Here is a 23,149-nt window from a genome sequence, read left to right as displayed (position 1 = left end):
ACTGAAGTATGGATTTATACAGCTAGAGCTATTTCATTGTCATTTTTAATCAATGATAATTATTTGCAAAATATAAATTGAATTTTTGCATCAATGCCCACATCTTATTCAATATAAATATGAATTAAATGAGCTTATATCTGTATGTTATTTCACAACCCCAAATTGCCTGCTGAAATCCGTATCAGCCATTTAAATGCCCGTGTAAACGAACAACGTAAAAAAATTGCACAAGCCACGGCATCTAAATTTGAACTATTGCAACTGACTCAACAGCTTTCCAAAGAAGCACGGTTACGTAAAAAAAATAATCAAAAAATTTATGTACTCGACTTTAAGGGCGATACTGCTGCATCTGCAGTAGAAAATTTACGTGAAGAAATTACCCTGATCTTGTCCACTGCAAAAGCAGGCCGCGATCGCGTAGTGGTGCGTCTGGAAAGTCCGGGTGGCATGGTACATGGTTATGGTCTGGCTGCGGCACAACTGGTGCGTTTGCGAGATGCTGGTTTTAATCTGACCATTTGTGTCGATAAGGTTGCAGCCAGTGGCGGTTATATGATGGCCTGTATTGCCAATGAAATTGTCTCTGCACCTTTTGCTGTGGTCGGATCAATTGGCGTGGTTGCGCAAGTGCCAAACTTTAACCGCTTGCTTAAAGAAAAGCATATCGACTTTGAACTTTATACTGCAGGTCAGTTTAAACGTACCGTGACCATGTTTGGTGAAAATACCGCAGAAGGTAAAGCCAAGTTTGAAGAAGAGTTACAGCAAACTCATGAATTGTTTAAGCACTTTGTGGAAAAATACCGTCCACAACTTAACATTGAAAAAGTGGCAACAGGCGAGCATTGGTATGGTAAAGATGCGCTTGAACTCAACTTGGTCGATAAACTGCAAACCTCAGATGAATATCTATTGGGTTTATTAGCGCAGCATGAAGTATTTGTAATTGAAACCCGCCGTAAACCGACTTTGGGTGAAAAGTTAGGCTTGCAGGCAGCACAAATGGCCGATGGTCTAGTGCCTGCTGTGATGAATAAGGTGATGGAATCATTGACTAAAGCCAATGCAAGTCTGGTGCAGCTGCGTGATCCAAAGCTTTGATTTGACTTCCTCAATGATTTTTAAAACGTGCTTCGGCACGTTTTTTTATTTTCAGATATTCAGAATAAGATTGGTGTTAATATAACGCTTGAAATATCAACAATATAAATAGAAATAATGGCAAATTTTCTTGTTATCTTTGGGTTAATTCTGACTGTAGTGCTGCCGATGCTGGCCGTCCTGTATATTGTCCCGCGTGTAGATCCGCAAGATTGGAAAGCAGCTGCACCGATGTTGTTAGCCATACCGGGTTTTGTGATGGTGGGCATTGGCTTTCATTTATACACTCAAAAACCGATTGATGTTTATCAAGCGTGTGGAACCGTGCAATATTATAAAAGCTATTCGACAGGCAGACGTTATAGTCATCACTACTTTGAGCGTATAACCTTGCAATTAGATGATTCAAAATATTTTCGTCATTTTCGTTTTGATGAAAAGCTAGCGCGAAAGCAAAAAGGCGAGTATGTATGCTTTGAGTTTCATGATCGCAGTAAAAACAAGCAATTGTCTGAATCTAAAATATTGAAATGGATCAATGAATGATCGCGATTCGCCATAGTTATCCTGTAGGTAGGATCTAAGGGATGTTTAAATTATTATTTATTCTAGCTGCTTTACTGTGTTTGGTTGTTTGGCCTTTGATCTATTTATTACATTATCAAAAACAAAATACAAATGCCTTTAAGTTATACATGATGCTTTTGTCACCGGCTTCAATTTTGTTAGGCATTTACTTGATGTTTTCTGTTCAGCAGAAGGATAGTCATTCTAAAGCCTGTGGTGTTGTACAAGCTTATCAAACATATATGACGGCAGGGAATGTACATAAAAGAAAGCCGTTTGAGCGGGTAGAGTTATTGTTTGATGGCGCAAAATATTCACGGCATTTACGCATTGATGGTAATCTCATTAAAAAAGATACAGGCAAGCATGTCTGTTTCCAGTTTTATGACCGAAAGCTTAATCCTCAAATGAATGATTCTAAAATCATCAAATGGCTTGATTGAATTGGCACTGTTTACTTCGGCGCTTTGAGTAAACAAATGGAGCCTGCAATGATTGCTGCAAGGGTCGCTAATAGCATATCCATATGCGCATCCCAAATATCACCTTGCTGACCATTATAATTTTCTGCATCTTCTGGTGATAAGCCCATGGCAATCCACCATTCAATCCATTCATAGATTAGGCCGGTCGCCATGACAAATTGAATGACTAGAAGAAATAACGAAAAGGGTTTCACTGATGGCAGCCACACTTGAAACAGCCGTAGAAAGACTGGGTAGAGCAATAAGCCTGAAGCCAGATGCACCAGCCGGTCGTACATGTTGCGCGGCCAGCCCATAGTTTGATTTAAATCAAAATGAAAATACTGAATTAGCCATTCATTATAAGGCACATAAGAATATAGATAATGCGCGCCTAAAATATGAATGAGCAGAAAACCAATATATAAGGCAAAACTGTAAAAAGTGAAGCCAATCTTTTTTTGGCAGCACAAAAGTGCCACGAGCATAAATGCGGTGCCAGCTTGATGCAGTAAATAGGACTCAAACTCGAGCGGGTGGATGCTGGCGATTGCGACAGCCAGTAAGAGTACGGCAAGGCAAATCCAATGTTTAAGGCTAAGCTGTGTTTCAATCATTTATTATGTTCAATCTAGATATCAATAAGGCAAAAGGTGAGGCAGAAGCTTTGCTGTTTAAGTGTAATGGCAAATGAGATTTAAGCAATGCCATCTTTGATGTGCTTATTTGCAATGATGTGTTTGCTATGGGATTGCGTGGCTATTCAGTTGGCGGAATTGGCAGTTAAAAAAGTTTAATGCTCATGGTTATTTTTTAAATCAATTTTAAATTTATGAATCATGATTTGATTATATGCAAAGGCTTTTCATGCGTGAATCCGTTAAACTGCATTTATATATTTGATGATTTCTAGGTAGTGTACATGGCTGTTGCAGAAGCATTCGAAGCAAAACAGAATTGCTATTTTAATTATGACTTTGAAGAATTGTATCTAGCAGATGATTTTCCGGAAGAGCTTACTGTGTCTTTGCGCGGCATGTTGTACCGTCATGAAATTCAATATCCAGACACCACTTACTATATTTATTTTAGCGATATATTAACTGGTGCAGAATTAGAAAAAATGAAAGACGATTGGGCACGTTATTGTCCATTGGCTGAGTAAGCATAATTATAGAATTAAAAAAGCGAAGCACTAGGCTTCGCTTTTTTATAATCTAGCTTATATTGGGCTTCTTCCATTTTTACACCCTCTTTGTATTTCTCCCAGAGGGAGAAACTAGAAAGATGATGGAAGAAGCCTTACATAAAAAGCTTAGATTTTAGCAATCAAATCTTTAATTTGTTTCGCTTGAGTTGAAGCATTACCTGTATAAGTTGCAGGTGTCATTGTCGCAAGACGTGCACGATCAGCAGCAGGAACAGCTTCAAGCTCGTTACCGTTTACGAAATCAACCATCATCTCACGAGTCATTGCTTGGCCACGAGTCAGGGCTTTTAATTTTTCGTATGGTTTTTCAACTGCATAACGACGCATAACCGTTTGAATTGGCTCAGCAAGAACTTCTTGAGCATGGTCAAGATCTTCAAGAATGCGTGCAGCATTCAATTCAAGTTTCCCAATACCTTTAGAGCAAGCTTCAAAAGCAATCAAGCTTTGCGCAAAACCAACACCCATGTTACGAAGCACAGTAGAGTCAGTTAAGTCACGCTGCCAGCGAGATACAGGAAGTTTTTCGCCCAAGTGAGCCAATACTGCATTTGCAATACCCAAGTTACCTTCAGAGTTTTCGAAGTCGATCGGGTTAACTTTATGCGGCATAGTTGAAGAGCCAACTTCACCTTCTTTCAAACGTTGTTTGAAGAAACCAAGAGAGATATAACCCCAAACGTCACGGTTAAAGTCGATCAAAATTGTGTTGAAACGACGTAACGCATCAAAAAGTTCCGCCATGTAGTCATGTGGTTCGATTTGAGTGGTGTACGGGTTAAAAGTTAAACCTAAAGATTCAACAAATGCTTGTGAATGCGCAGGCCAGTTGATTTCTGGGTAAGCAGAGTAGTGCGCGTTGTAGTTACCTACAGCACCGTTGATTTTGCCTAGCAGCTCAACTTGTTTGAATTGCTTGATTTGGCGTGCAAGGCGGTAAGCCACGTTTGCCATTTCTTTACCCAAAGTGGTTGGGCTTGCAGTTTGACCGTGAGTACGAGACAACATTGGTTGTTCTGCGTGTTGTTCAGCAAGTGCAACGATTGAATCGATGATTTGTTGCATAGCTGCAACTAAAACTTCACGACCATTTTTCAACATTAATGCATGAGACAAGTTGTTGATGTCTTCAGACGTACATGCAAAGTGAATGAATTCACCAGCATTTTTAAGTTCATCAATGTGAGCAATTTGTTCTTTCAGGAAGTACTCAACCGCTTTTACATCGTGGTTAGTCGTACGTTCAATTTCTTTAATACGGTTTGCATTGTCTTCAGAGAAGTTTGCAACAATCGCATCAAGCGCTGCATTTGTTTCTGCGCTAAACGCTGGAACTTCAGTGATTTCAGGACGGTTTGCAAGCGCTTGTAACCAACGCACTTCAACAGTCACACGAGCATGGATCAAACCAAACTCAGAGAGGAAAGGACGTAGAGCATCACATTTGCTAGCGTAACGTCCATCTAATGGAGAAAGTGCGGTTAAAGCGTTCATAGCGATTCCTTAAACTTTGGAATTAAACGTAAAGCGAAAAAATATGAACTCACTCATAATCAGGTTAAACCACCTGATACTGTAAACGAGCAAGATCTTGAATATCCTGGAGTAGCTTACGCTTACTGAAAATCATACCCCATGAGCTACCTCCGAGCTGACGCCACAAGTGCGCCAGTTGCAGGCCAGTAAACAGGGAAGCGCGAATTCGGTTGGTATGGGCACTATCTTTAAAAGCTTCGGCATTGCCCTTGACCATAATGCGGGGGTTAATTTGTCCCGCGGTGTCGATATAGGTTTGGGCAAGGTTGGCAATAATGCTGGGATGCAGATAGTTATTATCGAAAAAAGACAGCTGTTTTAGAATTTTTTGTTGTGATTGTTCAATGATTTCAACAAATTTGGGATTACTATAGACTTTTTTCTCTAATTGTAACAATGCCATGGCATAGCTCATCGGCAGCTTGGCGTTCGAGAGTTTGGGTAAGCGGGATTTGGGAGAGCTATTAAAGGGCTGGGTAATACTGCTTTCTAAGGTTTTTAAACCGAGGGAGATATCGGCAAGTTGATTAAAGAAGTCTAAGGTTTGACAGGATTCATTGGCGGTAGGGCGGATGTTCAGGCTGGCTTTAATCAGTTGCTCCAGATAGAAGCTCCCATTTTCGCCAATACTCTGCTGCCCAGACATGGCCGTCATATGGGTCAGCTGTGTCGATTGAAACACAGCTGCCAACGCCAAAGCACGGTTCTGACGTACATTCAAAGTCTGAGGCTGTTGAAAGGGTAATTCAGCCATGCCTGTCGCTTCCTTTTAAATAAAATCAGGTTTAGGGGCATTGGTATGATGAATCACACCACCACCTAAACAAACTTCATCTGCGTAGAACACTACACTTTGTCCTGGAGTCACCGCACGTTGCGGTTCGTCAAATTCAACCCGTACACCATTTGGCATATCGCTGTCTTTATAAATGACACAAGCTTGATCGGGCTGGCGATAACGGGTTTTGGCGGTACAACGGAAACCTGTTTCCGGAATATCCTGCTCACCCGCCACCCAGTCAATCGCTTCACTCCAAAGTATAGTACTTTGCATCAGTGGATGTTCATGACCCTGACCAATAACAAGGCGGTTGTTTTCAATATCTTTATAAAGCACAAACCAGGCACCTTCGGCTGCACCTTTAAGGCCACCCAAACCGATACCACCGCGTTGACCGAGCGTATAGTACATTAAGCCGTGATGTTCACCAACCTCTTTACCATTATCTAGCAGGATTTTTCCAGGTTGAGCAGGCAAATATTGCTTTAAGAAGTCATTAAAACGACGTTCACCAATAAAACAGATCCCGGTGGAGTCTTTTTTCTTTGCAGTCGCCAGACCTAATTCTTCAGCAATACGACGAACTTCAGGTTTTTCAATTTCACCCACAGGGAACAAGGTTTTGTTAATTTCACGACCATGGACTGCATGCAGGAAATAAGTTTGGTCTTTGTTATTGTCAAAACCACGTAACAAAGGCGCGTATTCTTCACCGCGCGAGTTGGTCATGGTTTCACCACGACGGCAGTAATGACCGGTTGCAATAAAGTCTGCACCCAAGTTCACGGCATGGTCTAAGAAGGCACGGAATTTGATTTCTTTATTACATAAAATATCTGGGTTTGGTGTACGGCCAGCCGCATATTCAGCCAGAAAGTGCTCAAATACACGATCCCAGTATTCCATGGCAAAGTTGGCGGTATGCAGTTTAATTCCAATCTTGTCGCACACGGCTTGGGCATCGGCCAGATCTTCCATAGCCGTGCAGTATTCCGTGCCGTCATCTTCTTCCCAGTTTTTCATGAAAAGTCCTTCAACCTGATAACCCTGTTGAAGAAGAAGTGCTGCAGAAACAGAAGAATCTACACCACCAGACATACCGACGATGACACGTTGTTGCATAGGATTAAGCATCCAAATTTGAAATTAAGGGAGAATTTTGGTGCTCATAAACGAGCGATAAAGGATATTTCTGACCTGAAAGGGCATCTTTGACGGCTTTAATGACTAGGGGACTACGTGCACGACCAGTTTCGAGCAATTCATCCAGTGTCATCCATTGTGGGCCGACAATGCCTTTGTCCAGTTCAGCTTCTGGAAAATATTCCAGTACATGTGCTAAAAAGCAAAATCTGAAATAGGTACGGTCTGGAAACATGGGCGGGGTATAGGTGTAAATGCCCAGCAGGGAATCTACTGCTATGACATGTCCTGTTTCTTCCATGGTTTCGCGAATAGCCGCATCGATTAAGGTTTCCCCACACTCGACATGACCTGCTGGCTGATTATAGACCGTGTGCGTTACACCTGCTGTATGTTCTTCAACAAACAGGAATTTCCCGTTTTTTTCAATAACGGTGGCGACAGTAACGTGAGCAGTCCAGGCGGTCATAAAAAAGCACCATGAGGGAAAACCGCTATTCTACAAAATTTAGGGCGTGGTGGCTATGCTGAAAGTTTTTTCTTTGATTGTTTAAAAAAATGTTTATGACTTTATATTGCTGTTAAAAATTTATAATTATTGAATATTGATTTTATTGGCTCAAACGTTATTAATATGAGCTAATCAAAGTCGTGGAACATTGTTTAAATAATAAGCGTGGAACATGATAAATCATTAAAAAAGTCCAGATCGGTAGATCTGGGCTTTTTATTACACGTTAAAAATATGATTTAAAAGGAATAAAAAATATTATTTCGTATAACGTGTATTATGTTAATTTTAGCGTAACTAAACTATATTTCATCGTAAGTTAATGCAGGGCGTACTAATACAGAATTTACGTCACCTTCTGGCCAAACCCATTTAGTCCAATTCTTTATAAACCATTCAGTTGATAGACCATCAGGATTTGCCTCTTCAGGGAATAAAACATACATATTAATGCCCGCTTTATATCCACTTATAGTTATTAACCCTTTTTGTGAATATCCACCTTCACATACCATCATGATTACTTCTTCTTCAAATGGATAATGAGCTTTGAATTTTAAAAGATAACCACGTTGTAAATATTGTTCATTGAAATCAATTAATTTAGACCATTTCATTTTATGACTTATAGCTGTTTTGAACAGCCATTAAAGTACAGTATTTCTCGGCTATTTAACATAATGGCTGTTATACGAAATTCATTTGTAAGTCCAAAGTAGAAATGTCCGGTTTTTCCAAAGTAAAAATGTCCGCTTTTAGAATATGTGCTTTTCCTTTTTCGTCAGTGGACTGGCTTTCTTTTCGGTACTATTCCTTTAAAAAACTTATTCATCCTCATCTTCCAATTCAGTAATCACCCATTCATCACCGATAAATTTCCGATCAGCTGCTTGGCCATATTGCAGATCAAACATTTCATTCAAAGTCGGATCTCGATCAATCAAATGCTTTAAGCCAATCAGCTTATAATCATCATCAACTAAAGGTTCTTCAGTTAAAAATTGCCAATCGCCATTTTTTTCATGAAGTACGGTCAATATGGGCTGTTGTGATTCAATCCATTGTCGTGTGGTAAATATTCCTAAATTGGTTGGTTCGCGAAACTTAAAATTCATATTGCGATCGAGTAGAGGCTGATCATATAAAAATTCTGCTTGAAAACCCGCTTCCCATGGAAACTTATCGTTGCGATCTGTCCATATCAGTTGAAGTGCAGGGAATTCGCCATTTGTATAATAACTTTGAGCAATCCCAAAATAATCATTCATATTTTCAGCATCAACTTTTAAGAATTGACAGCGACTAGCTTTAAAAAATATTTCTGAATATTCATGCTCTAATTGAATCACTTCACCGCTTTGAATCATTTCAGCAATGTGATTGAGGATGGTGTGACAGAGTTTTACTGACAACCCAAAACAAATAATTTCAGGATGTCCATAACTTTCATAAAGACCAATGCTATAGCTAAAAGGTGGTGAATAATCAGTATGATCAATCGACATCACCTGCAAGCCAAATTTTTCGATATTGATTTTTGTTCGTTTTAATAATTCATTTCGATCAGGGCATTGATGATCTTCTGTATGTTGCATAGGAATTCATTATTGATATTTTTAACCTCCTAAAATACAGAAGATTCAATCGAGGGACAAACCTGATTTTGGGATTATTTATAATTCCCCGCTACCTTCACATAATGCCTAGCTGAATACGGTAAAAATTCTTTTTCTTTATCGGTTAAAGGACGAACTTTTTGTACAGGGCTACCGACATATAAATAACCACTTTCCAGACGCTTGCGTGGTGGTACCAAGCTGCCTGCGCCAATCATCACATCATCTTCAATAATGACATCGTCTAAAACGATGCTGCTGATGCCAACCAATACACGATTACCAATGGTACATCCATGTAATTTCACATGATGACCAATAGTCACATCTTCACCAATAATCAGCGGCGAACCTTCAGGTTTATCGGCTTTTTTATGACTGACATGCAGCATGGCATGATCTTGCACATTGGAGTTCTTGCCAATACGGATATGATTGACATCGCCACGAATCACGGCAAAAGGCCACACCGAAACATTTTCAGCCAAAGTCACATCGCCAATCACCACTGACATGTCATCGACATAACATGAGTCATCAATTTGTGGGGTGGTATCTAAATAAGGGCGAATGTTTTTAGCCATGTGAACGTTTCAATCTGTCAATTTTCAAACATTATAAAATAAAAAAGCATCCAAACCGAGGTAGGGATGCTTTGGTCTAAGCTTAAAAAACTAAACTTAGAATAGGTTGCTAAAGAATTGCTTGATGTGGTCAATCATTTTTGCAAAGAAACCTGCTTCTTCAACAGCTTGAAGGGCAACCAGTGGTTTTTCAGCAATCACTTTACCATTTAAAGTTGCAACATATTTACCAACCACTTGACCTTTTTTAAGTGGTGCTGTCAATTTAGGTTGTACAACCAGTTGAGTTTTAATGGCATTGGCTTCGCCTTTAGGCATAGTCACGTTAAAGTTTTCAGCCAAGCCAATTTGAACATCGTTAGTTTTACCATACCAAACTTTGGATTTAGCCAAAACCTGATTTGCAGGTTGAACTTTTACGGTTTCAAAGCTTGCATAACCCCATGCTAAAAGTTCACGTGTTTGTGATGCACGCTCGTTCATGCTCGGTGCACCAAAAATCACTGAAATTAAACGCATTGGACCACGTTTAGCTGAAGTCGTTAAGCAATAACCGGCTTCGTCAGTATGACCGGTTTTTAAACCATCCACACTTGGGTCAGTATAAAGTAAGGCATTACGGTTACCTTGCTTAATACCGTTAAAAGTGAATTCTTTTTCAGAATAGATTGGATAGTACTTTGAGCTGTCATGAATGATATGTTGCGCAAGAGTCGCCATATCTTTAGCAGTAGAGTAGTGACCTTCAGCAGGCATACCTGTTGCATTGATAAAGCTGGTATTGGTCATGCCAATACGTTTTGCTTCTTCATTCATCATGTGGGCAAAAGTGCCTTCATTGCCGGCAATATGTTCTGCCATGGCTTTAGAGGCATCATTACCCGACTGAATGATAATTCCGCGCAGCATTTCCAGTGCTGTTGCAGTGCCGTTCAGCGGTACATACATACATGATTCTGTACTGCTACCACGACACCACGCAGATTCGTTCATACGAACTTTTTCATTTTCAGTGAGATCGCCACTCAATAACTTTTGCTCGATGAGATAACTAGTCATCATCTTGGTCATTGAAGCAGGTGCTAATTTTTCGTTTTCATTTTTTGATGCGAGGATTTGCCCTGTCTCATAATCCATTAAAACATAAGATTTATTATTGAGTTCTGGTGGTGCAGATAAGACAGTTGCTGCGTATGTGAAGCTCGGCAATAGTAATAATGCAGCAAGGGCGCTTTTGTGGGTCATTCTGGGTGGTTCCAATATCTTAATAATAAGCACAAAGAGCTTTGCATTTTAGGACAAAGCAAAGCTGACTTCTATGGGGGAAATCAGCTTATTTTCAAAAGTATTGTAACCAATTTGTGTTATTTGCTATATGTGGTGAGTTCTTGGCAAATTTCCTGGTTTTTTGCGTCACCCGCTTTTTTCGCATCTGTGCGTGCTTCGGTTAAAATAGGTTTGAATTTTTTCTCTTTACTCAGTTTGGCCAAGCTGGAAACTGCATTTTTTTCTGCCGGTAAATATTCCTGTGCCAGCTTTGCATAACCTTGTTCAAATTTAGCATGATCTTTCACTAATCCTGGGCATACTTCTGAAAGGACATAAATAGCTGCCAGTTCCTGCTGAGTGACTTTTTGTAGCGGAGTAACTTCAATATTTTCATCTTTTTGCGTGGCTGCATAGGTCACGGAAAGTGTCATGAGTGCAGTGGTGAATAGACCTAAGGAAACAGATTTGAACAGAGATAATTTCATTGAAACAGACCTAAACTATTTATAAACATCACGATAAAAATAAGCTTAACCATATTTTTGGTAATTGTAAGTACACAAATGTATTGAAGCTGTTGAAAATGAGGGCATCAATCAAGAGTATTTTAAAATAGCGAAGTATTAAAAAAGGCATAAAGATGGATTTTCTTTATGCCTTTTATTATAAAATACTGAATATTATAAGTATTCTATATAAATTTAAGAGTTGTATATTAAACCTGATAATTTACAACATCTTCACAAACCGATTTTTGTTCGTCTTTAGCGGTTTCTTTTGCAGCCTGACGGGCTTCGTCCAGTACAGATTTATATTCTGTATCTGCCTGAATTTTATCGAAAGTCATCGATTTATCTGAATAATCTTGTAGATAAGATTGAATCAATAGCTGAATGTTTTGATCAAATTTTGCATTTTTACCAATAATGGCAGGGCATACTTCTGTCATCACTTGAGTTGAAGCAATATCTTCTTTCACAATAGTATTGGCTTCTTCCAGCGTTAAACCTTCATCGGCTAAAACAGTGGAAGATAACAATGCTGCAATGCCTAACCCCAATAAGCCACGAAATGATATGCTTTTAATCATTTTTAAATCACACTTTTTGAATGGATGTTGAGCGTCAAATATATATAATTTTCTATACAATTCAATCAAATGTTCTGATCAGTCATTTTTAACCGTTACGAGATGTTTAAGTGAATATATTAATTGCCAATGATGATGGCGTTTTTGCTCCCGGTCTTCAGGCATTGGCTCAAGCCCTGGCTCCTCTTGGTCGTGTCGTCATTGTTGCCCCTGAAAGTGAACGCAGTGGTTTTTCCAGTGCCCTTACTTTAGACCGCCCTTTACGACCGATTCAGATTTCAGCCGATGTATGGGCCGTCAATGGCACACCTGCAGATTGTGTCTATCTGTCCATGAATGGTTTATTCGATTTTGAATTTGATCTGGTGGTCAGCGGCATTAATAGCGGGGCAAATCTGGGCGATGATGTGCTTTATTCAGGAACTGTCGGCGCAGCATTTGAAGGGCGCTTAATGAAACAGCCTGCCATTGCCGTATCCATGGCAGGGCCAAATGTGCGTTCTTATGACAGTCCGAACGATTATGCGGTCGCAGCACAATGGGTGCATGATTTTATTGCACAGGGTTTGCCGACATTACCTCCACGTCATATTTTTAATGTGAATATTCCAGATATATCTGAATTGCAAGGTTCAAAAATTACCTATCAGGGACGTCGCAGTCAATCTAAACCCATCACTAGTCATGTAGACCCGCGGGGACGTCAAGTGTATTGGATTGGCTTGTCCGGTGAGGCTGTGGCTGAACCTAAAAAGGGTTTAACTGAAATAGAGTCGGACTTTTTTGCTGTGGCAAATGGTTATGTCAGCATTACTCCGATTCAAATGGATGCCACAAATTATGAGATTTTGCACACATTACATGCACAGTTTTCTAAATAGTGCCGAATAGTGTTATAACTTTGTGAAAAAGCAGAATTGGACATATTTTTCAGGTACTTTTTTGCTAATCTTAGCGCAAATCAATAAATACATTTATGTGTAAAGAGGAAGATTAATGCACTTGGTGTCACAATATCGCTTATTTGCTGCGCCTACAGCATTGTTGAAGACCATTGTGTTGTCTACAGCTGTTGTTTCAATTGCTATTTTGAGTGGCTGTGCTTCAAAGCCGCAAATTCAAAATGCAACACGTTATGCGACTGCACCGGATTACTATACGGTTCGTTCTGGGGATACCTTAAGCGGGATCGCCGCACGTTACGGTTTAAGTTATCTCAGCGTTGCCGAGATGAATGATATAGATGTCCCGTACCGTATTTATGTCGGGCAATCTTTGCGTTTAAAAAATTCCGGATCACGCCGTACCACAACAACACAAGCTGTGGCACAAGCTGCACCAATTCAACGTCAAACGGTTCAACTTCCAACTACACCGGCTACAAGCACTGCTCCGGTAACCACCACGACTGCACCTGTGGCATCTTCTCAGGTTTCTGCCTTGCGCTGGGTAAAACCAAGTAATGGCGCAGTTATTGCAAACTTTAATGTTGCTGCAAATGTGAAGGGTATTCGCTATAGCGGTAATACTGGCGATGCAATTTTTGCTGCTGCTGATGGGCAAGTGGTGTATGCAGCAGATGGTTTGAAAGAATATGGCAATTTAATTCTGATTAAACATATCGATGGTTACATTACTGCTTATGCTCATAACAGTAAAATGAATGTGAGTAGTGGTCAGAATGTGACAGCAGGACAGAAAATTGCTGAAATGGGTTCAACAGGCGCTAATCGCACCATGCTCGAGTTTCAGGTGCGCCTAAATGGAAAACCAATCAATCCGATTAATGTTTTACCAATAAATTAAATATTTCAAATACAAAACATAAATTTCACCGTATAATACAATGAGTTGCTTTTATCAAAAAGATAAGAGCACTCATAAGTTCAGAGGGAAATTTATGTTAGATCAACTTCGAGCAATGGGTGTATTTGCTTGTGTTGTTGAAAAAAGCTCGTTTAGCGGTGCTGCACGTGAGTTAGGAATTACCACCAGTGCCGTGAGTCAGCAAATTCGTTCATTAGAAAATGAAATGGAAGTTACACTTCTGCATCGATCTACTAGAAAATTAAGCCTGACTGAAGCTGGACAAGCTTTTTTCCACAGCTGTCAAGAAATGCTTGCCGCTGCTAAGCGCGGGAAAATCCGTATCAACGAGTTGCGTGATGACTTGGTGGGGGATTTACGCATTGCCACAACCCCGGAACTTGGTGCTAATCATGTGATTCCTGCATTGTCTCATTGGATGCAGGCACACCGTGGTCTCGCTGTACATATAGAGGCAGATAATCAATACATTGATTTAATCGAAGGGCGGATTGATATTGCTTTACGCATGAGTCCAAAAATAGAAGATCATAATTTGAATGTCGTGCCACTGGCTCTGGTGGAGCAGGTTTTAGTGGCGTCACCGAGTTATTTGAATCAGTCTGCGCCTGTATCAAGACCTGAAGATCTAAACAATCATGATCTGATTCCAGTCAATATTATGAAAAATTATCAACATTTTTCATTTCAACAAGCTGCGTTGGGTGAAACAGTTAATCTGGAAATGAAATCACGTTTAAGTACCAATAACGTTCTGGTTGCAAAGTCATTATGTTTGCAAGGACATGGTATTGCACGAATTTTATATCTGGATGTACAAAAAGATTTAGTCAATGGCTCGCTGGTGGAAGTTTTACCTGAGTGGAAACTGGAAAATTTCACTTTATATGCCATCACGGCAAAAAAAGATCAGCAATCAACGAAAGTTCATCGTTGTTTGGATGCTTTAAAACAATACTTTAGCCAATTACCGGGCGGAAGAATTTATCAAGTAGCTTCATAACATGAGCGAATAAAAAAGCCGCATAGAGCGGCTTTTTTATGCAGGATTAAAATAATTAAGCCAAAAAAGCTGTGATCATTTTAACCAAACGCTCAATCAATTGATCAGCCTGTTGTTGGTCAATGTTTAGCGGCGGTAATAAACGTACAACTGAANCCCGCCGTCACATTGATAATCAAATGATAGTCATCACGTGCAATATTGACCAATTCACCACAAGCTTTTGGCAATTCAATACCAATCATGAGACCAAAACCACGTACAGTCACGTTTTGATCGGCTAATTGCTGTTTGAATTGTTCAACAATATAAGCACCCATTTTTGCTGAATTTTCAACCAGATTTTCTTTTTGAATGGTATCAATCACGGTATAAACCACACGTGAACCCAGCGCAGTACCACTATAAGTCGAACCATGGTTGCCAGCTGTTAACACACCTACGCCACGACCTTGGGTCATAACAGCACCAATCGGAAAGCCATTACCTAAACCTTTGGCAGTGGTGAGTACATCTGGAACAATACTGGTATGTTGGTAAGCAAAGTATTTACCGGTACGGCCATTACCTGTTTGAACTTCATCCAGCATCATCAACCAGTTATGCTGATTACAGATTTGGCGAATGTCTTCAAGATAGCTAAAACCTTGAGGTGCGGTATTGACACCACCTTCACCCTGAATTGGTTCAACCAGAATTGCCACGATATCGGGGTGGTTGATGGCAGCTTCTTCAATCGCTTCAATATCGCCGAATGGCACACGGATAAAACCTTCTACCAACGGTGCAAAACCTTCCTGAACTTTTTTGTTACCGGTCGCGGAAAGAGTCGCTAGGGTACGGCCGTGGAAAGAATGGTCTGCGACAATGATTTTGGGTGTCTTAATACCTTGCATATGGCCAAATTTACGGGCAATTTTAATTGCACCTTCATTGGATTCTGCACCACTATTCGAGAAGAAAATTTCTTCCATGCCAGAAACTTCAGCAAGTTTTTGTGCAGCAGCAATTTGCCAAGGCACTTCAAAAATGTTGCTGGTATGAATCAGGGTAGCGGCTTGTTCGGCAATTGCTTCAGTCACCGCAGGGTGTGAATGACCCAGACCACATACAGCAATCCCTGTTAATGCATCAAAATATTCTGTGCCATCTTCAGTATAAAGATAAGAACCTCGTCCTCGGACAAAGCTGATCGGCTGACGGCCAAATACCGGCATCAAATGAGATGGTTGATCAGTTTGCACAGGAGCAAGGGTAATGTTATTCATGACTAACTCTTATCTGTTAGGAAGGAAAAATAAAAGTTTATATAAGCAAAATCCAACGCAGATTAAAAGCCCAAATGTAAATAAAAATGGAATTATTGCTTTAGAGATACTGTTTTGCTAAGTTTTGGGTATAATGCGAGGCAGATTAGTTGAGGATTTATCAATGACTGAACAAGCACGCGATACTGAAGCGTTAATTCGTGACCAAATTGCTAAACATGCAGTATTACTTTACATGAAAGGTACACCACAATTTCCACAATGTGGTTTCTCTGCACGTGCGGTAGAAGCACTCAGTCAAATTGGTCGTCCATTTGCTTATGTAAACATTTTGGAAAACCCGGACATTCGTGCAACTTTACCGCAAATTGCAAATTGGCCTACATTCCCACAATTGTGGATCAATGGCGAATTAATCGGTGGTAGCGATATCATGCTTGATATGTTCCAAAAAGGTGAGTTAAAACCTTTGGTAGAGCAGTATAGCCCAGCGCCTGAAGCTTAATTCGATGATTTAAAAGCTTATATGATTCAGATGTTAAAAAAAGCGTTTTTTATAAAGCGCTTTTTTTATGTAGATAATACATCGAATACATAAGTATTTTATTGAAGATATAAATATTCAATTCCAAATTTAGGAGAAGCTCGACCAACCATTTTGCCTTTTGAATCGAATATATAAATGGTACGTTTTCTATTTTTTAGACAGGAATCAGTGTTCGCAATAGCATCAATAAGTTGCTGTCGTTCAAATGCTTTAGTGGGAAAACTATCATTCCAATAATTAGATTTAAAAGTTGCAATAATAGGTTCTGCAGCATTTTCATCCCAAGAAACCATTTCCTGCATCTTTAAATATATTTCTCGTGACTCCTCTAATGAAAGGCATTTATCACTACGCAAATTTTCTTCATTTTTTTCATTTGATGCAGCGTTTGTTTTTTCAGAGTTGAGGTTTAAAGCTTTTGAAAGAAACAAAGCTATAAAATAAACAGCTATTAAAATTAAAAATAATTTCGCTAATCTTTTGAAATCCGTTGGCTTTTTATACTTTGTTGGTTTTTTAGCACCACAATTTGGACAAATTTTCGCATCTGGACTAAGAGGTTTATTACAACTACGACAAGGTATAAGAGGCATTATTTATCCTAATTGACTGTTTTTAATTCATTTAATTATACATAGCATGGAATAATAAAAAAGCGCCTTGAAGGGGCGCTTTTTTATGTCTCAGAAAATGTCAGGCATCTTTTGAGCTGTTGTCCTGATCATTTGCTATAGCTTCAACGGATGTTGCTGTTACCGTTTCATCAGGTGTTGTTTCAGTTTTGGCCTTTTTCTTGTCTTTCTTCTTTTTTTTCTTTTTCTTTGGTTCTTCTTCAAGTTCGGCACCATCTTCCAGCGCCTGCCAGTATTCTAATTGCGCCATGACTCCAGCATAAATTGAACCTTTACTGTAACGACCTTTTTTATTGAGTGTTCCTACAGGGCGTGCCATTAAAAGTTCTAAAGCCTGGTCAATGGTTTCAATGGCATGAATATGGAACTGACCTTTGGCTACCGCTTCAATCACGTCATGGCGCAACATCAGATGTTCCATATTTTGACGTGGAATAATCACCCCTTGTTTTCCGGTCAGGCCTTGTAACTTGCAGGCATCATAGAAACCTTCAATTTTGGCATTGACCCCGCCAATTGGTTGAACCTGACCCAATTGGTTCATAGAGCCGGTAATAGCCCAGGACTGATCAATCGGTAACTGGCTAATCGCAGAAATAAGTGCCGAAAGTTCAGCTACGGTTGCACTGTCGCCATCAATTTGGCCATAACTTTGTTCAAAGGCCAGGGCAGCAGAGAAATGCAGCATCTGTTCACGGCCAAAGTGAGCTTTCAGAAAGCTCGACATCAGCAATACGCCTTTGGCATGCAATGAGCCGCCCAGTTCAACACTACGTTCAATATCCAGAATGTCACCGCCACCCTGATACACCGATGCGGTTAAACGTGAAGGTAAGCCAAATTCAACATCGGCATATTGAATCACCGATAGGGCATTGATCTGACCTAGGCGGTGACCTTTGGTCTCGATTAACTGAGTGCCACGGGTTAAATCTTGCCAGTACAATTCACGTAAATAACCTAAACGATATTTGCGATGATCAAGTGCGGTGTTGATATGCTTTTCTGAAACGGATTTATCACCGGCTTGGGCCGCATGATGATGTGCTTCCCGGATTAGATCACCCAAAGTGAGGGCATGTAATGACAATGAGCTTTGATCTTCAGCCTGACGGCTTGAATCAGTGAGCAATGCAGCCAGCGCAGAACGGTCAAAAGGCAATAATTTATCGGCCTGAACATAGTCTGCAATCAATTGCATATAGGCTTGTTCATTAATGTCATTACGTTGTAATGTGTCGGTGAAATCGGCGCGAATTTTAAATATGCTGCCGAGTTCAGGTTCCAGTTCTAGAATTTCATAATAGATTTCAGGTTCTGCCAGTAAAATTACTTTGATATTTAATGGAATCGCCTGTGGTTCTATGGAGATGCTGCCGGTGAGCGTTATCATATGTTCTAGTGAGGACAGCTTTAATTTTCCAGATTTTAATGCACGTTTTAAACCTTGCCATGCATAAGGCTGTTCCAGCAGTTGTTCCGCTTCAAGCATAAGAAAACCGCCATTGGCTCTATGCAGTGAACCTGGACGGATCAATGTAAAGTCAGTGGTGATGGTGCCATTCTGGGTAAGCTGTTCCACATGACCCAACAGGTTATAGTGGGTAGGGAAATCTTCAAAAATGACTGGTGCACCGCTATTCGGCTTATAGCTAACGATGATATTGGCTTGATAACGTGAAGGTACGCGGCTGAAGCTTCCTGGAGAAAAGTCATCTTCTTCTTGCTCAAGAATAATTTCGACATTATTGATAATATCTTCAGCATAATATTGCAGATATTCAGTTAGGCCATCGACATCGGGATATTTGTTCTGAATCACATCAATGCGTGGCATCACCACCTGCTTGGCAATGTCACGGTTCAGGTGTTGTACCTGATCCCGTGCATCATCTTCCAGATCACCTAAATGTAAGCCCAAACGCTCCAGTTTTTTATTCATGTAACGAATGTTGGAGGCAATTTCTGCGCGCTGTTTGCTATTTAGGGCATTAATGTCTTCTTTGGACATTTCCTGATATTCATTGTCTTTCAGATGAACCGGTACGAAGCAGTGCTCGTCATCTTGTGAAATCAGTTTTAAATCAAAATCTGCACCTTCTTTGGTTAGTTCGACCAATGCCGATTGTTGTTCATCGCCAGTTTGCTCGCGAATCATTTCAATACGGTTGTGATAGGTTTCCGCAGTAAAGCGTCGTTCCAGTTGTTTTAAAATGGTTTGCCAGGTTTGATGCAGTAAGGCCTGAAATTTAGGGCCTTGTCCCGCAGGAAGTTCAAGTGCAATTGGCTGACGGGGAAACTTGAAATTATTGACATAGACCCAGTCATTTGGCGTTTGCATGGTCTTGGCATGCTGTTGCAGTAAACGCTTGATCATGGTGCGTTTACCTAAGCCTGCTGTACCTACTGCAAAAATATTATAGCCCGAGTAAGGCAAGGCGATACCGGCTTCAACAGAGGCACGTGCGCGGTCTTGCCCAAGAAAATCATTGAGCGGTTTTATTCTTCGTGTTGACGCAGGAATTTTTTCAAGATTAGGCGTGTGCGTCAGTTGCTTGGGTTGAAGCTGTGTTTTGGTCAGGGTGTTTTGAATTTCCGGTTGATCGAATGCTGAAATTAAGCTGCTTTGTATAGGGGCTGGTTGATTTACTGTAATGGTTGCAGATAATGTGGAATTCATTTGATCGAGTTTTTGGGGCACTGTTTAAATCCAAAACTAAAATATTGCAATAGAGATTTAAAGGTATACAGGTTTAGTTGAAAAATTCAAGCAGGCAGCTCGTTTTTATCGATAAAATAAAATAATGATTTCATAATTATTGTTGAAACTGAACCTATTAAGCGTTTGAATAGCAGCATTCAGTTTTGCAGAAAAAAACAACGCAATGACAACACAATCTACAGGGTGGAAATCTGCCTTTACTGCTTTTCTCGATCGTCGTGCACTGATCATGCTGTTTTTAGGTTTTTCAGCCGGTATCCCCATTCTTTTGATCTTTTCCAGTTTGTCTTTATGGCTGGGTGAAGCGGGCATTGAAAAAAGTGCAGTGACATTTTTTAGCTGGGCAGCCCTAGGTTATTCATTCAAATTTGTCTGGGCGCCTTTGGTAGATGAATTGCCGGTGCCATTCTTGACCAAGACGCTGGGGCGACGTCGGGCCTGGTTGCTGATTGCGCAAGTTTTAATTATCAGCGCCATCTGCATTATGGCTTTTTCTGATCCGGCACTCGGTCAGGGGTATTTGTATCAGATGGCCGTAGGAGCGGTGTTACTGGGTTTCTCTGCAGCGACTCAAGATATTGTGATTGATGCCTATCGTATTGAGCTTGCAGAAACTGAAATGCAAACAGTGCTCGCATCGACTTACAATGCAGGTTATCGCATCGGGATGATTGTGGCCGGTGCAGGTGCATTGTTCCTTGCAGCATCACTGGGAACAGCCAAGGGAAACTATATTTATAGTGCCTGGAAAATCACTTATCTGGTTATGGCAGCAGTCATGCTGGTCGGAATCATGACTACTTTAGTGATTCGTGAACCGCAGGTCGAACGTAGCTATAAAGATTATAAACGTAGCGATTATTATCGCCTGGTGGCAGTGTTTTTTGTGGCCGTAATTGGCTTTGTCATGAGCTATATTTTTTCTGGAAATTTAACCGAATCTGTTAAAGCACAATTTGAAATTACCGATTCATTGTTATTGTTCTGTTTTGAAGCTTTACGTTTTATTGGATCTGCTGCGGTAGCCGTATTACTAGGCACATTATTGGTGAAAATGGGTGCAGTCAACAAGCATATGGCGGTTGAAACCTGGATCAATCCGATTGCCGATTTCTTTAAACGCTATGGCGTAAAGCTTGCTTTGGTCTTGTTATTGCTTATCGGTTTTTATCGCATCTCGGATATTATTGCCGGGGTCATCTCCAATGTGTTCTATCAGGATTTAAACTTTAGCAAAGAGCAGATTGCGGAAGCGGTAAAAATTTACGGGGTGATTTTTAGTCTGATTGGCGGTTTCTTGGGTGGTTTGCTGGCACAGCGTATGAACATTATGAAACTGATGTTTGTTGGTGCGGTTCTGGCGAGTTCAACCAACCTGATCTTTATCGGTTTGGTCAAATCTGGTCAGCCTTTAAGTGAGGTTGAAGTTACTGCTGGCGGACAAAAATATACCGTGCATCCTGATGAAACAGGGGCTTGGAAAGTCAGTGTGCCAACAGCAAACTTGAAATCAGAACAAACTATTCTGGCCAGTGCGAGTTATTTAAATGATGCATCAGCGCCGATTAGTGTCAGCATGCCGTATTTGAACGGAGCGACTGCAAATGAGCTGCTGTTGTTACCTGTGACTGCTGATAATTTAATTAATGCCAATGAAAGCCAAAATAGTATAGTGATACGGGGCCAATTTGCTCAGCAATTGAATGAAGGTCAAAAGTTACAAGTGCTACTGGACGGCAAAGTATTTGATGCCAAACTGGATAAAGAAGGGATTTTTAGTGCTGTGATTCCGGGTGAAGATTTGGCGGCTTCTGCGTCTAAAAAAGTCACCGCACAACTGTTAAATGGTATGCAGGTTCAATCGAGTCAAGCGCGTGATTATGAGGTAAATACCTCTGCAAATATGGCAGGTGTGCTTGATATTGATATTCAGCCCATTAATTTAGCGGCTGCGGATCATGGTCAGGTTGAGCTGAAAGGTAAAGTGATTAAACCTTATAGTTCACTGTGGCTATATTTTGCCATTATTGTCGATAACCTGGCCTCTGGCTTGGCGGGTGCAGCATTCATCGCATTCTTGTCCAGTTTGACCAGCGTATCTTTCACAGCCGTACAATATGCTATTTTTAGTTCACTGATGACTTTAACGCCGAAGATTTTAGGTGGCTATTCGGGTACCATCGTGACCAATATTGGTTATCCGAAGTTCTTCCTGATGACTACGCTGATTGGTATTCCAATTTTAATCTTGGTGGTTTGGGTGGCGAAGTTATTGCGCGAACATCAGCAACAGTCCAACTAAGCCCACATTTTAAAACTGTATCAATAACCCATTTTATCTAGCGGATGAAATGGGTTTTTCTTTGGACGAAAGTCGAGGCAAGCGTTCAGTATTACTTTTTTAAATAGCCTAAGCAAAGAATACGCCATCATCATGATGAATTCTGCGGCTCAGCTTTGAATCGATTTAAAAATGCATAAACAATGAGGGGAAGTAGCACAATAAGTGACAGTTATAATCAGTTTGTTAAATTGAATTTTCCAGGCTAAATCCCTATAGTGTCTGTAAAAATTGAAAACTCAGGAAAATGAATCATGCGCATGCTGCATACCATGTTACGTGTAGGCAATCTGGAACAATCTTTAAAGTTCTATACTGAAGTACTCGGTATGACTTTGCTTCGTAAACGCGATTATGAACAAGGTCGATTCACTTTAGCTTTTGTAGGTTATGGCGATGAAAAAGATCATACGGTACTGGAATTGACTCATAACTGGGACACAGAGAATTACGAGCTGGGTAATGCTTATGGCCATATTGCTATCGCTGTAGATGATGCCTACAAAGCCTGTGAAGAGATCAAGGCACGTGGCGGTAAGGTGGTGCGTGAAGCAGGGCCAATGAAAGGTGGTGTAACGGTTATTGCTTTTGTTGAAGATCCGGATGGTTACAAAATCGAGCTGATTCAGCAAGATGGCAATGCACGAAATAACTAATAGACCTTGTATCTTGGAGCATGTAGTGATTAGCTTCCACTATATGCAAATAGTAGAGTTTGTAATAGACCTAAGACTTCTAGTCTGTGAAAGAGATAAAACCTGCTATTTGCCCTAACCACTTGCACAACTCTGGACGGTAACTAAGCACTTTGATGCTGTATTCACAAGAAAAGACGGTGGTTATGCTGTAAGAATAATTAAATAAATAAAGCAGGTAAAGATTATGTTTTATCTTGGTATTGATGTTGCTAAAGCTAAAATTGATTGCTGTT

Annotated in this window: 24 protein-coding genes and 1 pseudogene; 10 read left to right on the top strand and 15 right to left on the bottom strand. The window is 40.3% G+C overall.

Annotated elements, in window-relative coordinates:
• The first annotated feature begins 144 nt into the window (after positions 1-144).
• From sohB to B9T26_RS08875, 3 genes are all read left to right on the top strand, one after another.
• Positions 145-1,107: a protease SohB gene (gene sohB, locus B9T26_RS08885; protein ID WP_086199349.1), complete on the top strand. Its 963-nt coding sequence runs from the start codon at positions 145-147 to the stop codon at positions 1,105-1,107.
• A 117-nt stretch (positions 1,108-1,224) separates the two neighbouring features.
• Positions 1,225-1,653 (top strand): hypothetical protein, encoded by a 429-nt coding sequence (locus tag B9T26_RS08880; RefSeq protein ID WP_086199348.1) that lies wholly within the window; start codon positions 1,225-1,227, stop codon positions 1,651-1,653.
• A 41-nt stretch (positions 1,654-1,694) separates the two neighbouring features.
• Positions 1,695-2,117, top strand: coding sequence for a hypothetical protein (locus tag B9T26_RS08875; RefSeq protein ID WP_086199347.1), 423 nt, complete (start codon positions 1,695-1,697; stop codon positions 2,115-2,117).
• An 11-nt stretch (positions 2,118-2,128) separates the two neighbouring features.
• On the opposite strand, the gene B9T26_RS08870 is transcribed toward B9T26_RS08875, so the two are convergent.
• Entirely contained in the window at positions 2,129-2,755 is a 627-nt protein-coding gene (locus B9T26_RS08870) for a DUF2238 domain-containing protein (RefSeq protein ID WP_086199346.1), read from the bottom strand.
• A 305-nt stretch (positions 2,756-3,060) separates the two neighbouring features.
• Between B9T26_RS08870 and B9T26_RS08865 the strand changes: the two genes are divergently transcribed.
• Entirely contained in the window at positions 3,061-3,303 is a 243-nt protein-coding gene (locus tag B9T26_RS08865) for a hypothetical protein (protein ID WP_086199345.1), read from the top strand.
• 150 nt (positions 3,304-3,453) lie between these two features.
• On the opposite strand, the gene purB is transcribed toward B9T26_RS08865, so the two are convergent.
• The 10 genes from purB to B9T26_RS08815 form a co-directional block, all read right to left on the bottom strand.
• A complete protein-coding gene (purB, locus tag B9T26_RS08860) occupies positions 3,454-4,842 on the bottom strand; it encodes an adenylosuccinate lyase (protein WP_086199344.1) in 1,389 nt (462 codons plus the stop codon).
• A gap of 64 nt (positions 4,843-4,906) precedes the next feature.
• Positions 4,907-5,638 carry a high frequency lysogenization protein HflD gene (gene hflD, locus B9T26_RS08855; protein ID WP_086175520.1) on the bottom strand — a complete coding sequence of 244 codons (732 nt, stop codon included), beginning with the start codon at positions 5,636-5,638 and terminating at the stop codon, positions 4,907-4,909.
• A 15-nt stretch (positions 5,639-5,653) separates the two neighbouring features.
• The gene (mnmA, locus tag B9T26_RS08850; protein WP_086199460.1) at positions 5,654-6,787 is read right to left on the bottom strand and encodes a tRNA 2-thiouridine(34) synthase MnmA; all 1,134 of its coding nucleotides are present in this window, start codon (positions 6,785-6,787) and stop codon (positions 5,654-5,656) included.
• 4 nt (positions 6,788-6,791) lie between these two features.
• The gene (locus B9T26_RS08845; RefSeq protein ID WP_086199343.1) at positions 6,792-7,277 is read right to left on the bottom strand and encodes an NUDIX hydrolase; all 486 of its coding nucleotides are present in this window, start codon (positions 7,275-7,277) and stop codon (positions 6,792-6,794) included.
• A 344-nt stretch (positions 7,278-7,621) separates the two neighbouring features.
• Positions 7,622-7,936, bottom strand: coding sequence for an Imm45 family immunity protein (gene imm45 / locus B9T26_RS08840; protein WP_086199342.1), 315 nt, complete (start codon positions 7,934-7,936; stop codon positions 7,622-7,624).
• A gap of 207 nt (positions 7,937-8,143) precedes the next feature.
• A complete protein-coding gene (locus tag B9T26_RS08835; protein WP_086199341.1) occupies positions 8,144-8,914 on the bottom strand; it encodes a DUF4262 domain-containing protein in 771 nt (256 codons plus the stop codon).
• 74 nt (positions 8,915-8,988) lie between these two features.
• On the bottom strand, positions 8,989-9,519 hold the full coding sequence (locus B9T26_RS08830; protein ID WP_086199340.1) for a gamma carbonic anhydrase family protein: 531 nt from the start codon (positions 9,517-9,519) through the stop codon (positions 8,989-8,991).
• Positions 9,520-9,615: 96 nt separating this feature from the next.
• Positions 9,616-10,764, bottom strand: a complete 1,149-nt coding sequence (dacC, locus tag B9T26_RS08825) for a D-alanyl-D-alanine carboxypeptidase PBP5/6 (RefSeq protein ID WP_086199339.1) — start codon at positions 10,762-10,764, stop codon at positions 9,616-9,618.
• Between the two features lie 119 nt (positions 10,765-10,883).
• A complete protein-coding gene (locus tag B9T26_RS08820) occupies positions 10,884-11,273 on the bottom strand; it encodes an MCR_0457 family protein (protein WP_143223011.1) in 390 nt (129 codons plus the stop codon).
• A 230-nt stretch (positions 11,274-11,503) separates the two neighbouring features.
• Entirely contained in the window at positions 11,504-11,878 is a 375-nt protein-coding gene (locus tag B9T26_RS08815; RefSeq protein WP_086199338.1) for an MCR_0457 family protein, read from the bottom strand.
• Between the two features lie 110 nt (positions 11,879-11,988).
• On the opposite strand from B9T26_RS08815, the gene surE reads away from it, so the two are divergent.
• The 3 genes from surE to B9T26_RS08800 all read left to right on the top strand — a co-directional run bounded on the left by surE (position 11,989) and on the right by B9T26_RS08800 (position 14,708).
• Positions 11,989-12,759: a 5'/3'-nucleotidase SurE gene (gene surE / locus B9T26_RS08810; RefSeq protein ID WP_086199337.1), complete on the top strand. Its 771-nt coding sequence runs from the start codon at positions 11,989-11,991 to the stop codon at positions 12,757-12,759.
• A gap of 115 nt (positions 12,760-12,874) precedes the next feature.
• Positions 12,875-13,684, top strand: coding sequence for a peptidoglycan DD-metalloendopeptidase family protein (locus B9T26_RS08805; protein ID WP_086199336.1), 810 nt, complete (start codon positions 12,875-12,877; stop codon positions 13,682-13,684).
• Positions 13,685-13,778: 94 nt separating this feature from the next.
• Positions 13,779-14,708 carry a LysR family transcriptional regulator gene (locus B9T26_RS08800; RefSeq protein ID WP_086199335.1) on the top strand — a complete coding sequence of 310 codons (930 nt, stop codon included), beginning with the start codon at positions 13,779-13,781 and terminating at the stop codon, positions 14,706-14,708.
• A gap of 55 nt (positions 14,709-14,763) precedes the next feature.
• On the opposite strand, the pseudogene B9T26_RS08795 reads toward B9T26_RS08800, so the two are convergent.
• A pseudogene (locus tag B9T26_RS08795) lies at positions 14,764-15,976 on the bottom strand (aspartate aminotransferase family protein).
• A 163-nt stretch (positions 15,977-16,139) separates the two neighbouring features.
• Between B9T26_RS08795 and grxD the strand changes: the two are divergent.
• Entirely contained in the window at positions 16,140-16,481 is a 342-nt protein-coding gene (gene grxD, locus B9T26_RS08790; RefSeq protein ID WP_086199334.1) for a Grx4 family monothiol glutaredoxin, read from the top strand.
• A gap of 98 nt (positions 16,482-16,579) precedes the next feature.
• Here grxD and B9T26_RS08785 read toward each other — a convergent pair whose 3' ends face one another.
• Both B9T26_RS08785 and B9T26_RS08780 read right to left on the bottom strand, forming a co-directional pair.
• Positions 16,580-17,116, bottom strand: coding sequence for a zinc ribbon domain-containing protein (locus tag B9T26_RS08785; RefSeq protein WP_086199333.1), 537 nt, complete (start codon positions 17,114-17,116; stop codon positions 16,580-16,582).
• 100 nt (positions 17,117-17,216) lie between these two features.
• Entirely contained in the window at positions 17,217-19,835 is a 2,619-nt protein-coding gene (locus tag B9T26_RS08780; protein WP_413772764.1) for a Lon protease family protein, read from the bottom strand.
• A 205-nt stretch (positions 19,836-20,040) separates the two neighbouring features.
• On the opposite strand from B9T26_RS08780, the gene B9T26_RS08775 reads away from it, so the two are divergent.
• A complete protein-coding gene (locus B9T26_RS08775; RefSeq protein ID WP_086199331.1) occupies positions 20,041-22,179 on the top strand; it encodes an AmpG family muropeptide MFS transporter in 2,139 nt (712 codons plus the stop codon).
• A 293-nt stretch (positions 22,180-22,472) separates the two neighbouring features.
• Positions 22,473-22,874, top strand: a complete 402-nt coding sequence (gene gloA / locus B9T26_RS08770; protein ID WP_086199330.1) for a lactoylglutathione lyase — start codon at positions 22,473-22,475, stop codon at positions 22,872-22,874.
• Between the two features lie 79 nt (positions 22,875-22,953).
• On the opposite strand, the gene B9T26_RS15715 is transcribed toward gloA, so the two are convergent.
• Positions 22,954-23,149: hypothetical protein (locus tag B9T26_RS15715; protein ID WP_205666412.1), on the bottom strand; the 196-nt coding region annotated here is incomplete at its 5' end.

Origin of the sequence: Acinetobacter sp. ANC 4169 (genome assembly GCF_002135355.1) — a bacterium.
Lineage (GTDB): Bacteria > Pseudomonadota > Gammaproteobacteria > Pseudomonadales > Moraxellaceae > Acinetobacter.
Note: the sequence above shows the minus strand (reverse complement) of the source record. Positions and strands in the feature narration are given on the sequence as shown.

Coding starts and splice junctions, on each gene's coding strand:
- B9T26_RS08820 (WP_143223011.1), bottom strand. CDS start 11,273: ATGAAATTATCTCTGTTCAAATCTGTTTCCTTAGGTCTATTCACCACT.
- B9T26_RS08880 (WP_086199348.1), top strand. CDS start 1,225: ATGGCAAATTTTCTTGTTATCTTTGGGTTAATTCTGACTGTAGTGCTG.
- B9T26_RS08785 (WP_086199333.1), bottom strand. CDS start 17,116: ATGCCTCTTATACCTTGTCGTAGTTGTAATAAACCTCTTAGTCCAGAT.
- grxD (WP_086199334.1), top strand. CDS start 16,140: ATGACTGAACAAGCACGCGATACTGAAGCGTTAATTCGTGACCAAATT.
- dacC (WP_086199339.1), bottom strand. CDS start 10,764: ATGACCCACAAAAGCGCCCTTGCTGCATTATTACTATTGCCGAGCTTC.
- B9T26_RS08780 (WP_413772764.1), bottom strand. CDS start 19,835: ATGAATTCCACATTATCTGCAACCATTACAGTAAATCAACCAGCCCCT.
- B9T26_RS08875 (WP_086199347.1), top strand. CDS start 1,695: ATGTTTAAATTATTATTTATTCTAGCTGCTTTACTGTGTTTGGTTGTT.
- imm45 (WP_086199342.1), bottom strand. CDS start 7,936: ATGAAATGGTCTAAATTAATTGATTTCAATGAACAATATTTACAACGT.
- B9T26_RS08830 (WP_086199340.1), bottom strand. CDS start 9,519: ATGGCTAAAAACATTCGCCCTTATTTAGATACCACCCCACAAATTGAT.
- sohB (WP_086199349.1), top strand. CDS start 145: ATGTTATTTCACAACCCCAAATTGCCTGCTGAAATCCGTATCAGCCAT.
- B9T26_RS08835 (WP_086199341.1), bottom strand. CDS start 8,914: ATGCAACATACAGAAGATCATCAATGCCCTGATCGAAATGAATTATTA.
- B9T26_RS08805 (WP_086199336.1), top strand. CDS start 12,875: ATGCACTTGGTGTCACAATATCGCTTATTTGCTGCGCCTACAGCATTG.
- gloA (WP_086199330.1), top strand. CDS start 22,473: ATGCGCATGCTGCATACCATGTTACGTGTAGGCAATCTGGAACAATCT.
- mnmA (WP_086199460.1), bottom strand. CDS start 6,787: ATGCAACAACGTGTCATCGTCGGTATGTCTGGTGGTGTAGATTCTTCT.
- B9T26_RS08870 (WP_086199346.1), bottom strand. CDS start 2,755: ATGATTGAAACACAGCTTAGCCTTAAACATTGGATTTGCCTTGCCGTA.
- hflD (WP_086175520.1), bottom strand. CDS start 5,638: ATGGCTGAATTACCCTTTCAACAGCCTCAGACTTTGAATGTACGTCAG.
- B9T26_RS08865 (WP_086199345.1), top strand. CDS start 3,061: ATGGCTGTTGCAGAAGCATTCGAAGCAAAACAGAATTGCTATTTTAAT.
- B9T26_RS08775 (WP_086199331.1), top strand. CDS start 20,041: ATGACAACACAATCTACAGGGTGGAAATCTGCCTTTACTGCTTTTCTC.
- purB (WP_086199344.1), bottom strand. CDS start 4,842: ATGAACGCTTTAACCGCACTTTCTCCATTAGATGGACGTTACGCTAGC.
- B9T26_RS08845 (WP_086199343.1), bottom strand. CDS start 7,277: ATGACCGCCTGGACTGCTCACGTTACTGTCGCCACCGTTATTGAAAAA.
- B9T26_RS08800 (WP_086199335.1), top strand. CDS start 13,779: ATGTTAGATCAACTTCGAGCAATGGGTGTATTTGCTTGTGTTGTTGAA.
- B9T26_RS08815 (WP_086199338.1), bottom strand. CDS start 11,878: ATGATTAAAAGCATATCATTTCGTGGCTTATTGGGGTTAGGCATTGCA.